Origin of the sequence: Exiguobacterium sp. s57, from assembly GCF_018617685.1 — a bacterium.
Taxonomy (GTDB): Bacteria; Bacillota; Bacilli; order Exiguobacteriales; family Exiguobacteriaceae; genus Exiguobacterium; species Exiguobacterium marinum.
Map to the genome: position 1 here is coordinate 645,268 of NZ_JACSKR010000001.1, position 14,504 is coordinate 659,771.

A 14,504-nucleotide genomic window follows, 5' to 3' on the forward strand; every position below is an offset into this window, starting at 1 on the left:
TCACCTCATAACATTCCGATTAATCGATCGATAATCTGCTTCGCTTTATCTTCATCGCGCGCAATCATTAAAATCGTATCGTCGCCACAAACTGTCCCAATCAATTCATCCCATGACAAATGGTCGATTAAGACGCCGATTGCATCAGCATTTCCCGGAAGCACTTTCATGACGACCAAATTTTGAGCAGAATCGACCGAGACGAAGCTGTCGCTAAGGATTCGCTTCATTTTACCGTATGGGTTAAAGCGCTGATCCGCAGGCAAGCTGTATTTGTATCGTCCGTCGTTTAACGGCACTTTGACTAAATGTAACTCCTTAATATCCCGAGACACAGTTGCCTGTGTGACCGGATATCCGGAGCGACGTAGTTCATCTACCAGTTCATCTTGCGTTTCGATTTCACGATTCGTCACGATGTCTCGAATTTTAATCAATCGCTGTCCTTTGTTCATAAGCGCTGACACCTCATTTTTCGTTTCACATACACATTATCATTCTAAAGTATTGTCGAAAAAAGGTCTAGCATTCCAGTGGGTATTTCCACCATTCCCCATCTCTTCTTCATCGATAAGAAAAAGCTACAGACAAATCTGTCTGTAGCCATTGCTTATCCCTTTAGTTTGGTATGTGCCGCATCCACCACGTCTTCGACTCGTAGGGATGGTTCGACTCCACCTACCCCCGTATAACGGGCGAATAAAAGGAATTCAATATTTCCGTCTCCACCCGTGATTGGGGAGTAATCCAATCCTTCGACGAAGAACCCTTCCGATGCAAGATAGCGAACCATATCGCTCGCCACACGCTCATGTACGTCACGGTCTCGTACAATCCCTTTTTTCCCGACGTCGGCTTTACCGGCTTCAAATTGAGGTTTAACGAGTGCCATAACGACGCCGTCCTGCTTTAAAATAGTTTTGAGCGGCGGCACCATAAGGCGTAGTGAGATGAACGAGACATCAATCGTCGCAAAGTCTGGTTTGATCGGGAATTGATCGGCCGTCGCATGACGAAAATTCATCCGTTCCATGACGACAACGCGATCATCGCTCCGAAGTTTCCAGGCAAGCTGGTTGTACCCGACATCGACCGCATACATTTGGCTCGCACCGTTTTGAAGCGCACAGTCAGTAAACCCTCCCGTTGAAGACCCGATGTCGATTCCGACACGTCCGTTTACGTCAAGCGGGAATACTTCGAGCGCTTTCTCGAGCTTCAAGCCCCCCCGGCCGACATACGGTAGGGCTTGTCCCTTCACTTCGAGAGGGATATCATCAAACACTTTATCGCCCGCCTTGTCTAGGCGTTCGGTCCCACTATAGACGAGACCGGCCATGACAGACCGCTTCGCCTTTTCTCGTGTTTCAGCGAGTCCACGTTCGACGAGCAATACATCTAATCTAGTTTTCGTTCTTTTTTCCATAATCCCTCACACATTCTGTCGATTTGTTTCCATGACGAATCGTTCAATCGATTCCGCCATTTGGGTAGGTCGAAGTCCAATCTCTTCTAAGAGTTGGTTGACCCCTCCATGTTCGATATAGCGATCCGGAATACCGAGACGTTGAATCCGCGGGAAAGTTCCAGCTTCATTCGCATGCTCTAACACACTACTTCCAAAACCACCGGCAAGTGCCGCTTCTTCGAGTGTCACGAGCGGGATACCTTCTGCATATAATGAAGCAAGCATGGCCTCATCGAGCGGTTTAATCGTACGGCAGTTGATGACCCGAACGCTGAGCGTGCCTTCTAACAAAGACCGTACTTCAAGAGCGTCTTGAACTTGTGGACCGAACGTCAAAATCGCGACATCCGTTCCTTCCGCCTCGACTTCCCAATCATCAAGTGAAATCTCCTGAAGCGTGTCACTCATCGGAACACCGATTCCTTCACCACGTGGGAACCGAATCGCAATCGGCCCGCCATCGTAACGAAGAGCAGAATAAACGAGTCGTTGCAACTCTTCTTCGTCTTTCGCCATCAAGATGCGAATGTTTGGGACATGACGCATAAAGGCGATGTCAAACACACCTTGGTGCGTCTCTCCATCCGCCCCTACGAGTCCGGACCGGTCAATCGTGAACACGACGTTCAGGTTTTGACGACAAATGTCATGGACGAGTTGGTCATACGCACGTTGGAAGAACGTCGAATAAATCGAGACGACGGGTTTTAATCCTTGTGTCGCTTGTCCACCAGCGAGCGTGACCGCGTGCTGCTCAGCGATCCCGACATCAAACATGCGTTCCGGGAATTTTTTCGTGAAGCAGTCAAGTTTTGATCCGACGCTCATTGCCGGCGTGATTAACGTGACCCGTTCATCAGACTCCGCAACTTTCGTAATCGTTTCAGCGACTACTTTCGAATAACTTGGTCCTTTCGGCTTCCCTTTGATGACTTCACCAGACTCAATCTTATATGGCCCAAGCCCGTGCCACGTTCCGATACCATCTAGTTCTGCCGGACGGTAACCTCTGCCTTTTTTCGTGATGACATGAACGAGAACCGGACCGTCGATCTTCTTCGCATACTCGAGCGTCTCGAGCAAATCTTTCAAATCGTGTCCGTCTGTCGGGCCGAAGTAAGTAAACCCGAGTTCTTCAAAGAAAGTGCCCGGAATAAGTGCAGACTTCAATAAATCTTTCACCCGTTCCCCACTTCGTTCAAGCGAGTTGCCAACGAGAGGAATGTGTTTAATGATGGATTCCATTTCTTCACGTGCATGCTTCAATTTTCGTGATGCACGAATACGTCCGAGCATGTTGTGCATGGCACCGACGTTCGGTGCAATCGACATCTCATTGTCGTTCAGGATGACGATGACATTTTGCTTTTCGGCACCAATGTGATTCAGCGCTTCAAGCGCCATTCCCCCAGTCAGCGCACCATCCCCGATGATGGCAATGGCACGATCGTTTGCGCGACCTTTCAACTCGTTTGCGATTGCAATCCCCATCGCTGCCGAAAGTGATGTCGAACTATGGCCTGTTTCCCAAACGTCATGTTCGCTCTCACAACGTTTCGGGAAACCGCATAATCCATTATACTGTCGCAGGGTATCAAACTGATCTGTACGCCCTGTCAAAATTTTATGAACGTACGCCTGATGACCGACGTCCCATACAAGTTGGTCTTTCGGACTGTCAAATACACGGTGCAAGGCAAGCGTCAACTCTACAACACCTAAGTTTGGCGCCAAATGCCCTCCCGTCACTGCCAATTTTTCAATCAAGAACCGTCTAATGTCAGAACCGAGTGATTCGAGTTCGGTTACAGACAACCTTTTCAGGAATGACGGGTCTTGAATGGATGTCAAGTCCATAATGACCATCCTTTCTCCTCACATTTTACTGATTCGTACCTTACATTTTACAAGAATGTGACGGTAGATGCCACACATTCCCCAAAACAAAGGTGACACGATGTGCTCATCGTGTCACCGAGGTCAATAATTTCGTTTCACTACAAACGTCAACAGGTCAACAAGTAACGGTGCTTGAACCGAAAGTGATTGGATTGCAAAGGTCGCAGCATCTACCTCTGCATCAAGTGCACGCTTCGCCCCATCTAGTCCGAGTAATTTCGGATAAGTCGTTTTTTCATTCTCTTCATCCGAGCCGACGCGTTTCCCGATTGCCTGTTCGTCCCCGATGACATCTAAAATATCATCTTGAATCTGAAAGGCAATACCTAGATGGCGGCCGAACTGTTTGAGTTGAAGCCGGTCTTCTTTAGACACACCTGCAAGAACACTACCTGCTTCAAGTGCATAGACGAGCAGTGCTCCCGTCTTCCGTTCATGAATCGACTGAAGTTCCTGAAGCGTGACATCATCCCGCTTTTCAGCGAGCATATCATCTAATTGTCCACCGACCATGCCAGCACTTCCGGCGGCAAGTCCGAAAGCGCGAATAATCTCGACGATTGCTTCCGCAGGGAGGTTCGCTTCCGAAAGGATGCGAAACGCATCGGTTAATAGCGCGTCCCCCGCCAAAATGGCAGTCGCCTCATCAAACTGACGATGGTTCGTCAGACGGCCGCGCCGAAGGTCGTCATCATCCATTGCTGGCAAGTCGTCATGAATGAGTGAGTATGTATGAACCATCTCGAGTGTCGAAGCGACTTCCCGCCCGCGCTCGATTGCAATGCCATACGTTTCAAGAACTGCATAAACGAGCGCAGGACGGATTCGCTTCCCTCCCGCCTCTAATGAATACGACATCGCATCACGGAGTCTAGTCGGCATGTCACTTGATTCGATAAGTTCCTGCATCGTTTCTTCAACAGCCAACTTCCACTTCTTCAAATCATCGGTACGGTTCATGAGGGGCCTCCTTTTTCACGAAGGGTACCATCGAGTTCCAAGATTTCGTCCATCTTTTTCTCGGCTGCCGAGAGTTTTGTCTGACACAAAGCAGACAAGCGGACACCTTCTTCATAGAGCGTCATGGCTTCCTCTAGCGGCACATCACCGGTTTCGAGCTGAGCGACGATCTGTTCGAGTCGCTCTAGCGCGGCTTCAAACGTCTGTTCTTTTTTTGTCACCGACAACCCTCTCCTTCACTTCAGCGACTGCATGACCGTCCCGAAAACGAATCGAGATGTCTCCATCGCGTAATTGTTTCACATTTTGCACATATGCACCGTCTTGCTCAATGAACGCATAGCCACGTGATAAGACAGCAAGCGGGCTGACCGAATGCAGTCGTCCCACCTGTTGGGCAAACTGTTGTTTTGACTGTTCTAACGGTTTTGTACGACGGAGTCGAGCGGTCATTTGATTGACCTCTTCACCCTGCTGTGTCAACGTTTTTGAAAACCGTTTCAAATCAAGCTGTTGTGAGACTTGATGAAGTTGATGCGTGGCTTGGGTTAGATGACGTCTCATCCCTTGTTCGAGTCGGATTTCAGATTGCGCGAATCGTTCACGTTTTTGTGAAATGGTATAACGCGGCGATCTTAACCCATAGCTGTTGACCATTCGATTGACTCTGCTCCGCAGATCATCGAGTTGGTTCGAAACCGATTTGTGCAAATGCACGTGAAGGCGCTCCACATCTTTACGTTGCGCATCAATCATTGCTGTAGCGAGTTCTGCTGCAGCCGTTGGAGTAGCTGCTCTTACATCTGCGACAAAGTCGGAAAGTGTATAGTCCGTTTCATGACCGACAGCAGAAATGATCGGAATGGTGGACGAATAAATCACCTCCACCACAACATCCTCATTAAATGCCCACAGTTCTTCGATGGAACCGCCACCTCGTCCGACAATCAGTACATCACAATCAGTGCGCTCATTCATCCATTGAATGGCAGATGCAACTTGCGGGGCTGCCATCTCACCTTGCACGGCAACCGGGGCGAACGTAATGGCCACGTGAGGCGCACGACGTCGAAGGGTTGTCGCGATATCGTGGAGTGCAGCACCTTTAGGAGACGTCACAATCCCGATTCGTTCTGGAAATGTGGGTAGTGCTTGCTTTCTTTCCGAATCGAACCAACCCTTTTCCTCGAGTTCACGCTTTCTCGCCTCATACCGCTCAAACAACAGACCAACGCCATCTTGACGCATCAATTCGACATACAGCTGAACATCACCCGTCGCCTCATACATTGTCACTCTCGAGACAGCGATAACTTTCATCCCGTCTTTCGGTTCAAATTGAAGTTGTTTGGCATCACGAGAAAACATGACGGCTTTCATACGAGATGCGTCATCCTTCAACGTGAAATAACAATGACCCGAGGAATATCGTTTAAAATTTGAGATTTCACCGATGACTGCGACTTGTCGAAGCAATATATCATCATCGAGTTGTCGCTTCACATACCGAACGACCTCTGAAACCGGAAGGGGGTTAGCCACGTGATGCAACCTCGATCGTATTATGCATGAGCATCGTAATGGTCATCGGACCGACACCACCTGGAACAGGCGTGATCGCACTCGCCTTTTCTTTCACGGCCGTGTAATCCACGTCCCCGACGAGGCGACCTTCCACCCGGTTGACACCGACATCGATGACGACTGCCCCTGGTTTGACCATATCTGCAGTGACGAGACTTGCGCGCCCTACCGCGACAATCAAAATATCGGCCTGTCGCGTCATCGCACCGAGATCAGCCGTTTTTGAGTGACAATATGTGACCGTAGCAGATTCATTCAAGAACAACATCCCGACCGGTTTGCCGACGATTTGACTGCGACCGACGACGACAACGTGTTTTCCGGAAATCTCGATTTGTGTCTTCGCGAGATGTAAGATGCCGTGAGGCGTACATGGAAGCAATGTGTCTAGACCGAGCATCATCTTCCCGACGTTCTCGGGATGGAATCCGTCTACATCCTTTTTAGGAGAGATGCGCATGATGACTCGCGACTCGTCGATGTGTTTCGGTAAAGGGAGCTGCACGAGAATACCATGGACTTCCTCATCCTCATTCATCAAGTCAATCAAGTCGAGCAATTCTGTTTCGCTAATTGTTTCATCAAAACGGAGCACTTGAGAATCGATTCCGATTTCCTCTGCCGCCCGTTCCTTCCCGCGTACATAGCTATGACTTGCTGGGTCATCCCCAATCAACACTACTTTCAATTTCGGTACGATGCCGCGTGCACGAAGTTCCGTTACACGCTCTTTTAACGTTGCTCGATATGATGCTGCCACTTGTTTCCCGTCGATCACTACTGCCATCTCTCTCATCCCCCGTTGTCTTTAGGTTTTTCTGTAGTTGGTCTGGTGTCTTATCTCTATTTTTTAGTCTTCTTTAATGATATTGCCGAGTACGCCATTCACAAGTTTACCGGCCTCTTCATCCGCGAACGATTTCGCGAGTTCGACCGCTTCGTTAATTGTGACGTTCTCTGGAATCGTTTCGACATATAACAATTCATACGTTGCCATTCGTAGAATCGTACGCTCGACGTTACCGAGGCGATCTAAGCGCCAGTTTTTTAAGTTCTCAACGAGCAATACGTCGATATCTTCAATATGTTCTAGCGTCCCTGTGACGAGTTGTTCGTAAAACGGATCAGATTCTTCTCCATCCAATGCGAATTCGATTGCTTCATCTACCTCTAATTTTGATACTTCGATTTGAAAAAGCGTTTGAATCGCTTTCTCTCGTGCTTCATGACGTTTCATTCAGTTACTCTCCTTTTACATGCTTTCATTGTGATAGTTTAGCATAAAGCACTCATAAATTCAGTACAAAAAACCAGGAAGCCGAAATAATGTTCGGGCTTCCTGGTTGTTGTTATTTCGCCAATGACATTTCTTTTTCGACAAATTTCGTATCAAATGTACCGATTCGGAATTGTTCATGGGCCATGACTTGCTGATGGAACGGAATCGTCGTTTTGACCCCTGAAACCGTGAACTCATCCAATGCACGCAACATCTTCAAAATTGCCTCGTCACGTGTTGGCGCATGAACAATTAATTTAGCTACCATCGAGTCGTAGAATGGCGGAATCATCGCACCAGCGTATAGCCCGCTATCGACACGGACACCCATGCCTCCCGGGACGATGTATTGGTCAATCTTCCCTGCCATCGGACGGAAGTCCATAAATGGATCTTCTGCATTGATTCGGCATTCGATTGAATGTCCTGAGAAGGTGATGTCTTCTTGGGAGATGGCTAACGGATGTCCGAGCGCCACTTCTAGTTGCGCTTGGACGAGGTCGAATCCTGTAATCATCTCCGTGACCGGGTGCTCGACTTGAATCCGTGTGTTCATCTCCATGAAGTAGAACTCGTTCGATTCAGGGACATAGATGAACTCGATTGTTCCCGCTCCTGAATACTGAATGGCTTTTGCCGCTTTGACGGCCGCATCTCCCATCATTTGCCGGGTAGTTTCATCAATCGCAGGTGATGGTGCCTCTTCGACTAGTTTTTGCATACGTCGTTGAATCGTACAGTCGCGTTCACCTAAGTGGATGACGTTACCGAATTGGTCGGCAAGGACTTGCACTTCAACATGACGGAACGACTCGATGAACTTCTCGAGATAAACGTCTCCGTTACCGAAAGCCTGCTTCGCTTCTTTACGTGTCGCAATCAACCCTTGAGTCAGTTCTTCTTCGTCACGGGCAACACGAATACCGCGTCCCCCTCCACCTGCCGTCGCTTTGATAATGACCGGATAGCCCATCTCACGCGCGAGTTCCATCGCTTCTTCGTCTGTGACGACACCACTTGAACCTGGAACGACAGGAACCCCTGACTCGATCATCGTTCGTTTGGCCTCATCCTTGATTCCCATTTTGCGAATCGCATAGCTGCTTGGGCCGACAAATTGAATTCCACACGCCTCGCACATCTCAGCGAACTCGGCATTTTCAGCCAAAAAACCGTAACCGGGATGTACCATCGTCGCATCCACGGCGCAGGCGACTGATAAAATATTTGGGATATTCAAATAGGAGTCCTTCGATGGATTCGGACCGATGCAATAAGCCTCGTCAGCCAAATGAACATGTAACGCTTCACGATCCGCCTCAGAAAAGACGGCGACCGTCGGGATATTCAATTCTTTTGCAGCACGTATGATTCGAACCGCGATTTCCCCGCGGTTAGCAATTAATAATTTCATAACGACCTCACTTCACGCTGAAGAGCGGTTGACCGAATTCGACGAGATCGCCATCGGCGACTAACACCTCTACGATTTCGCCACTGATTTCCGCTTCGACATCGTTAAACAGTTTCATCGCCTCTAGAATACAAACGATTTGTCCTGACTCGACACGGTCGCCGACGTTCACGAACGCTTCTTTATCCGGGGCCGGACGTGAATAGAACGTTCCAACCATCGGCGAGGTGATAGTACGATAAGACGCCTTTTCTTGAGTCGGTTCTTCTGTTTGTTCATTTACTTGAGGAGCAGGCGCAGGCGGTGCGAATGCTTGTGTCTGCATGATAGGCGCGCTCGCTGTTTGTTGCGCTTCTTTCTTTAATGACAGTTTGAAATCAGATGTTTCAAGCTCCATTTCATGGACTGATGATTGGTCCAATAATTGAATAAGCTCTTTTATTTGATCGATTTGCATCTTTCTTACCCCCTGTTTATACCTGGTACTAATCTCTCCTTCACTATAACTGGTCAGACCAATGAATGCAACGAGAAAAAAGAGCGTTCATTCATTCGAATGAACACTCTCTTTGATTAACCGTTGTAACGACCCATGAAATCTCCAGTACGTGTATCAACCGTTACTTTTTCACCTGGTTCGATGAAAAGTGGTACTTGAATCACATGTCCTGTTTCCACTGTCGCATTTTTCTTCACGTTTGATGCCGTGTCCCCTTTAACGCCCGGGTCCGCTTCGACAATTGTCAAGACAACACTTGTAGGAAGTTCGATTCCAAGAATCTCACCCTCATAGTCTGCGATGCTAACTTCCATGTTTTCAAGCATGTAAGGAAGAGCCGCTTTAACTTGTTCGCTTGTCAATTCAAGTTGCTCGTATGATTCGTTGTCCATGAATACATACGTGTCACCCATTGGATAGAGATATTGCATACGTTTACGTTCGATATGCGCTCGTTCGATTTTTTCTCCACCACGGAACGTTGTTTCCTGAATCGCACCGTTACGCAAGTTGCGCATCTTCGTACGTACGAACGCCGCACCTTTTCCCGGTTTTACATGTTGGAATTCGATGACTTGCCAAATCGAACCGTCAGACGTTTTGACTGTCAATCCTGTTTTTAAATCGTTAACTGATACCATGTTAATTTCCTCCTAAATTCAGACGAGACTCACGCCTCAATCGTAATTAACTCTTTTGGCGACTGCGTTAGACGGTAGCATCCGTCTTCCGTAATGACGACATCGTCTTCAATTCGGCAACCGCCGACACCGTTAATGTAAATACCCGGTTCGATTGTGACGACCATCCCAGGTTCTAGCACCGTTTCAGAACGGAATGATAACCCTGGTGCCTCGTGCACTTCCATGCCGAGACCATGGCCCGTCGAGTGACCGAAGTATTCACCGTATCCAGCTTCTTTAATGATGTCTCGTGTCAACGCGTCAGCTTCAATGCCTGTGATACCGGCACGAGTACCTTCTACACCAGCGAGTTGAGCGCGAAGAACCGTATCGTAAATTTGATGCAACTCATCTGAGATTTCTCCGACCGCGAGTGTACGCGTGATATCAGAGCAGTACCCTTTATAGTATGCTCCAAAATCAAGTGTGACAAGTTCACCTGATTCGATGACTTTATCGCTTGCGACTCCGTGCGGAAGTGCCGAACGGAGTCCTGAAGCGACAATCATATCAAATGATGACGAGTCAGCGCCTTTTGAACGCATAAACATCTCGAGTTCGTTCGCAACTTCTCTTTCAGTACGACCAGGACGGATGAACGTCTGGATATGGGCATAAGCTGCATCAGCGATTGCCGCAGCTTCCTTCATAATCTTAATCTCTGATTCATCCTTAATCAAGCGCAGTTTTTCTACGATTCCTGCCGTCTCGATGAGATGTGCATCTACTTCTTTTTCATATGTCCGATACTGACCAATCGTCATTGCGTCTTGCTCGATTCCAAGACGTGTGATCGAGTCACGTGATACAACGTCAGCGACCGATTTAATAAGCGATGTATCCAATTCAACGATGTCGTATCCTTTTACTTGATCGTTCGCTTGTTCCGTATAACGGAAATCCGTGATAAAGCTTGCGGTTTTCGACGTGATGACGATAACGCCACTCGATCCGGTGAAACCAGATAAGTAGCGAATGTTTTCACGTTTTGTGACGAGCAATGCGTCAATCTCGTTTGCTTCTAACTGTGCTTGCAGTTTGTTTACGCGTTCAATCATGTCGATTCCTCCAATGTTCGATTAGTGCATGCAATGCTAACGTATAGCTAGTGAGCCCAAATCCGGTGATTACTCCTAAGCAAACGCCTGCGAGTTTTGACTCGTGACGAAACACCTCACGGGCATGCACGTTCGAGATATGTACTTCAACGACCGGGGCAGCGATAGCGGAGATGGCATCTCGAATCGCGATTGACGTATGCGTGTAGGCTCCCGCATTTAATACAACACCTTCGAAATCGTAGGCGTCGTGAAGGGCGTCAATCAACTCTCCCTCGTGATTCGATTGTTTGAACGTGAGTTCGACGCCCTCCGGTGCGACGAGCATTAATTCGGCAGCTAAGCCTTTTAACGACACGTTCCCATACACGTCTGGTTCACGGCGACCTAACAAATTTAAATTCGGCCCATTCAATACTAAAATCCGCAATCTTCTTCCCCCTCGTTCGTCAAGTCTTATCTATTGTAACAAATTTATCGAAAGAACGTGAATCGAGCCTTCTGCCCTTTCGTTTTTTTGATAAATCACGGTATAATTCAAGTACAACACTGTAAGAATCGAGGAAAGTGAATGAATTCTAAACAAACTATCCCTGTCGGGGGACAGGCACTTGTGGAAGGGGTCATGTTTCAAGGCCGTTCCGAGAGCGCATCTGCCATTCGACGAAAGGATGGGTCCATCGAAACGTTCGAGCAAGCACGCATCCTCGTCCCATGGGTTCAATCCTTAAAAAAAGTACCGTTTCTAAGAGGAATCGTCGCGCTCTACGAGTCGTTAAAGAATGGGTCTGCCCATATGAATTTTGCGAGTGATCGGTATGACGTTGATCCAAGTGAAGACTCGAGCCCGAACGATGAACAAAAGCAGAGCATTTGGATGATTGCCTTCGTCGCCATCATCGGCGTCATTTCATACGTCTTCGGCAAATTGATTTTTAACGTGACACCAGCACTGCTCGCCGCAATGTTTCAAGACGTACCGATATTTTCTGGACACGTGATTCAAAACCTCCTTGAAGGGGGAATAAAATTAGTATTGTTGCTTAGTTACCTCTACTTGATTTCATTGACGCCACTCATCAAACGTGTCTTTCAATATCATGGGGCTGAGCATAAGGTCATCAACTGTTATGAGTCCGGACGACAGGTCACAGTCGAACATGTTCGTCAAAGCTCACGTCTTCATTATCGCTGTGGATCAAGCTTTATTTTGTTCACTGTCTTCGTGGGGATTGGCGTGTATATGATTGTGCCAATCGATCCGCTTTGGCTGCGACTCGTCAGCCGAATCGCACTCTTGCCAGTCGTCATCGGAATCTCGTTTGAAGTCCTTCAATTCACCAATCGCTTCCGCGATCATCGCTTTTTGTCATTCCTCGGAAAACCAGGTCTTTCGCTTCAGTTATTGACGACCCGGGAACCAAATGATGAACAGATTCAAGTTGCGATTGAAGCATTCGAAACGTGGGAACGAAAAGAGTTAGGAGAATCGGTCGTTCAGAGAGAGGGATAAGAGGAGGAAGCACCATGATCAGACAAAGAATTGGTTCGACCGCAGCAACCATCGTGTTTATCCTTGGCTTCATCGGGGTCGGACATATGCTCGCCACCGATCCAGGTCGCTTGTTTAGACAGTTGTTGTTCATCGGAATATTCGGGTTAGTCTTTTATGTGATCTATCGTTTCTTCATCGGTCGACGTATGTCTCCAGAGGATATGCGTTACCGTAAAACCGCACAAGCCTCTAAGAAACGGATGCAAGGAAACCGCGGCCCTCAAGTCAAACCTTCCGCATCTGCAAAAATCAAAAAAAGCAAAAAACCAGGTTCGAACGTTACAAAGTTGTCGAAACGCCCGAACGTACATCGAAGCAATCCTCCACATTTGACGGTAATCGAAGGGAAGAAAGGCAAGAAGAAAAAGAAAGCGAACATGTAAAAGGAGCGCCGCGGCGCTCCTTTTTAGGTTGTTTCTACATACCCGATATAAGGTAAGTTGCGATACTGCTCCGCATAATCGATGCCATAACCGATGACAAATTCATCCGGAATCTCAAAGCCAACATAGTCTGCGTCTAATTGCACGAGACGGCGAGCCGGTTTATCGAGAAGCGTACAGATTTTCAACTGTTTCGGTTGATGGAGTTCCATATGTTTGCACAGAAATTTCAACGTCTGCCCCGTATCGATGATATCTTCGATGATGACGACATACTTTCCTTCGACATCTAAATCAAGATCTTTCCGAAGTTGTACACTGCCACTCGAAACGGTCTTTTTCCCGTATGAAGATGTTGCGACTGTATCGAGTTGCACACTGCCTTTCATGTAGCGCATCAAATCGGCAGCAAAGACCATCGACCCTTTCAACACGGCAACGATGACAATCGGTGTCCCATTGGCATCTTTCTCAATTTCTTCTGCCAATTCTTTTACCCGGTCTCGAATTTGTTGTTCGTCAAATAACTTCCCTTTAATTTGAATCTCCATAATATCGGCGAATGTTCGCCGCCACCCCCTCAATATTCAATCCACGATTTATCTTAACATATTCCTAACCAAAATATATACATTCATTCGCAACTAACAATAATTCGTTCGTGTTTTGAAGAAACGAAGCGATAAAAAAACGCCAATCGATTAAAATTGGCGTTTTTTCAAATTATTCTTCCGCAGCCCGCTCTTGTTCACGAAACTCTTTAAATTGATTCATGAGCTCCGGTTTATCCTCAAAGAATTCCACAAACTGAGTCATGCAATCGAGTGTATTTGAACTGAGGTGGTGTTCGATTCCTTCAACATCTTCATAGACGTCTGCCTCATCCACTCCGATGAGACGTAAAAAAGACTCGAGCATCGCATGACGCTCGACCAATCGCTTCCCTACTTTTTGACCTTTTTTCGTAAGCATAAGTCCACGATATTTTTCGTATACGAGATACTCTTCACGATCCAACTTTTGAACCATTTTCGTGACAGAGGAGGGATGTACTCCTAAATGTTCGGCAATGTCAGATACTCGCGCATATCCTTTTTCTGACATCAATAAGTAAATACGTTCTAAATAATCTTCCATACTCGGTGTCGGCATGGGCACGACCTCCCCTAATGTTCCGGTTTCCACTTTTTATTTTATCCTAACTAGAATGAAATCGAAAGGGAAAGCACTGATTGATTGAGTCAATCATTGTCTCATGACCTCAAATTCATTATAATGAGAGATGGTAACTTTGAAAGAGAAGGGAAGAACATCTATGGGACTCGAAACAATCCTCGTCATCCTCCTATGGGTTGCCTTGATCGCCTACATCGTATGGCGCTTCATGCCAGCTCGCGGGTTGAAAAAAATGAAACAAGAAGAATTCCGCGCTTCACTCCGTAAAGGACAATTGATCGACGTACGTGAACCGAAAGAATATAAAGCTGGTCATATCGTCGGCGCACGAAACATCCCGGTCGGACAAATGAAAATGCGTATGAAAGAATTGCGTAAAGATCAACCGATCCTTATTTATTGTCAAGGAAGCTCACGGTCTAACCAAGCAGCCAAGCTTCTCATGAAGAACGGATACAACAACATCTACATGCTCGAAGGTGGATTCAAAAACTGGAAAGGCAAAATTAAAAAAGCATAAAAATGAGCGGGACGACTGAGTCGACC

General features: G+C 47.3%; 18 protein-coding genes. 3 read left to right on the forward strand and 15 right to left on the reverse strand.

Annotation, left to right across the window (positions count from 1 at the left end):
- Positions 1 to 5: 5 nt before the first annotated feature.
- The 13 genes from ahrC to aroQ form a co-directional block, all read right to left on the reverse strand.
- Positions 6 to 455 carry a transcriptional regulator AhrC/ArgR gene (gene ahrC, locus KNO98_RS03335; protein ID WP_026825748.1) on the reverse strand — a complete coding sequence of 150 codons (450 nt, stop codon included), beginning with the start codon at positions 453 to 455 and terminating at the stop codon, positions 6 to 8.
- 155 nt (positions 456 to 610) lie between these two features.
- Complete coding sequence (locus KNO98_RS03340; RefSeq protein WP_214698959.1) at positions 611 to 1,426, reverse strand: TlyA family RNA methyltransferase; 816 nt, start codon at positions 1,424 to 1,426, stop codon at positions 611 to 613.
- 6 nt (positions 1,427 to 1,432) lie between these two features.
- Positions 1,433 to 3,325: a 1-deoxy-D-xylulose-5-phosphate synthase gene (gene dxs / locus KNO98_RS03345; RefSeq protein WP_214698961.1), complete on the reverse strand. Its 1,893-nt coding sequence runs from the start codon at positions 3,323 to 3,325 to the stop codon at positions 1,433 to 1,435.
- 123 nt (positions 3,326 to 3,448) lie between these two features.
- The gene (locus KNO98_RS03350; RefSeq protein WP_214698963.1) at positions 3,449 to 4,327 is read right to left on the reverse strand and encodes a polyprenyl synthetase family protein; all 879 of its coding nucleotides are present in this window, start codon (positions 4,325 to 4,327) and stop codon (positions 3,449 to 3,451) included.
- Positions 4,324 to 4,548: an exodeoxyribonuclease VII small subunit gene (gene xseB / locus KNO98_RS03355; RefSeq protein WP_026825744.1), complete on the reverse strand. Its 225-nt coding sequence runs from the start codon at positions 4,546 to 4,548 to the stop codon at positions 4,324 to 4,326. The genes KNO98_RS03350 and xseB overlap by 4 nt, the downstream gene beginning before the upstream one ends.
- Positions 4,523 to 5,869, reverse strand: a complete 1,347-nt coding sequence (xseA, locus tag KNO98_RS03360) for an exodeoxyribonuclease VII large subunit (protein ID WP_214698965.1) — start codon at positions 5,867 to 5,869, stop codon at positions 4,523 to 4,525. The genes xseB and xseA overlap by 26 nt, the downstream gene beginning before the upstream one ends.
- Positions 5,862 to 6,698, reverse strand: a complete 837-nt coding sequence (gene folD, locus KNO98_RS03365) for a bifunctional methylenetetrahydrofolate dehydrogenase/methenyltetrahydrofolate cyclohydrolase FolD (protein ID WP_214698966.1) — start codon at positions 6,696 to 6,698, stop codon at positions 5,862 to 5,864. The genes xseA and folD overlap by 8 nt, the downstream gene beginning before the upstream one ends.
- Positions 6,699 to 6,761: 63 nt before the next feature.
- The gene (nusB, locus tag KNO98_RS03370; protein WP_026825741.1) at positions 6,762 to 7,148 is read right to left on the reverse strand and encodes a transcription antitermination factor NusB; all 387 of its coding nucleotides are present in this window, start codon (positions 7,146 to 7,148) and stop codon (positions 6,762 to 6,764) included.
- A 112-nt stretch (positions 7,149 to 7,260) separates the two neighbouring features.
- The gene (accC, locus tag KNO98_RS03375) at positions 7,261 to 8,604 is read right to left on the reverse strand and encodes an acetyl-CoA carboxylase biotin carboxylase subunit (protein ID WP_214698968.1); all 1,344 of its coding nucleotides are present in this window, start codon (positions 8,602 to 8,604) and stop codon (positions 7,261 to 7,263) included.
- A 7-nt stretch (positions 8,605 to 8,611) separates the two neighbouring features.
- Entirely contained in the window at positions 8,612 to 9,061 is a 450-nt protein-coding gene (gene accB / locus KNO98_RS03380) for an acetyl-CoA carboxylase biotin carboxyl carrier protein (protein ID WP_214698970.1), read from the reverse strand.
- A gap of 116 nt (positions 9,062 to 9,177) precedes the next feature.
- On the reverse strand, positions 9,178 to 9,744 hold the full coding sequence (efp, locus tag KNO98_RS03385) for an elongation factor P (protein ID WP_026825738.1): 567 nt from the start codon (positions 9,742 to 9,744) through the stop codon (positions 9,178 to 9,180).
- 29 nt (positions 9,745 to 9,773) lie between these two features.
- Positions 9,774 to 10,841 carry a M24 family metallopeptidase gene (locus KNO98_RS03390; RefSeq protein WP_026825737.1) on the reverse strand — a complete coding sequence of 356 codons (1,068 nt, stop codon included), beginning with the start codon at positions 10,839 to 10,841 and terminating at the stop codon, positions 9,774 to 9,776.
- Positions 10,837 to 11,274, reverse strand: a complete 438-nt coding sequence (aroQ, locus tag KNO98_RS03395; protein ID WP_214698972.1) for a type II 3-dehydroquinate dehydratase — start codon at positions 11,272 to 11,274, stop codon at positions 10,837 to 10,839. Before aroQ ends, KNO98_RS03390 begins: the two co-directional genes overlap by 5 nt.
- Positions 11,275 to 11,415: 141 nt before the next feature.
- Between aroQ and KNO98_RS03400 the strand changes: the two genes are divergently transcribed.
- Positions 11,416 to 12,357 carry a DUF1385 domain-containing protein gene (locus KNO98_RS03400; protein ID WP_026825735.1) on the forward strand — a complete coding sequence of 314 codons (942 nt, stop codon included), beginning with the start codon at positions 11,416 to 11,418 and terminating at the stop codon, positions 12,355 to 12,357.
- Positions 12,358 to 12,371: 14 nt separating this feature from the next.
- A complete protein-coding gene (locus KNO98_RS03405) occupies positions 12,372 to 12,782 on the forward strand; it encodes an SA1362 family protein (protein ID WP_026825734.1) in 411 nt (136 codons plus the stop codon).
- Positions 12,783 to 12,805: 23 nt separating this feature from the next.
- On the opposite strand, the gene hpt is transcribed toward KNO98_RS03405, so the two are convergent.
- Both hpt and mntR read right to left on the reverse strand, forming a co-directional pair.
- Positions 12,806 to 13,333, reverse strand: coding sequence for a hypoxanthine phosphoribosyltransferase (gene hpt / locus KNO98_RS03410; RefSeq protein WP_026825733.1), 528 nt, complete (start codon positions 13,331 to 13,333; stop codon positions 12,806 to 12,808).
- Between the two features lie 172 nt (positions 13,334 to 13,505).
- Positions 13,506 to 13,934, reverse strand: a complete 429-nt coding sequence (mntR, locus tag KNO98_RS03415) for a transcriptional regulator MntR (RefSeq protein ID WP_026825732.1) — start codon at positions 13,932 to 13,934, stop codon at positions 13,506 to 13,508.
- A gap of 163 nt (positions 13,935 to 14,097) precedes the next feature.
- On the opposite strand from mntR, the gene KNO98_RS03420 reads away from it, so the two are divergent.
- Positions 14,098 to 14,478: a rhodanese-like domain-containing protein gene (locus tag KNO98_RS03420; protein WP_026825731.1), complete on the forward strand. Its 381-nt coding sequence runs from the start codon at positions 14,098 to 14,100 to the stop codon at positions 14,476 to 14,478.
- The last annotated feature ends 26 nt before the right edge of the window (positions 14,479 to 14,504 follow it).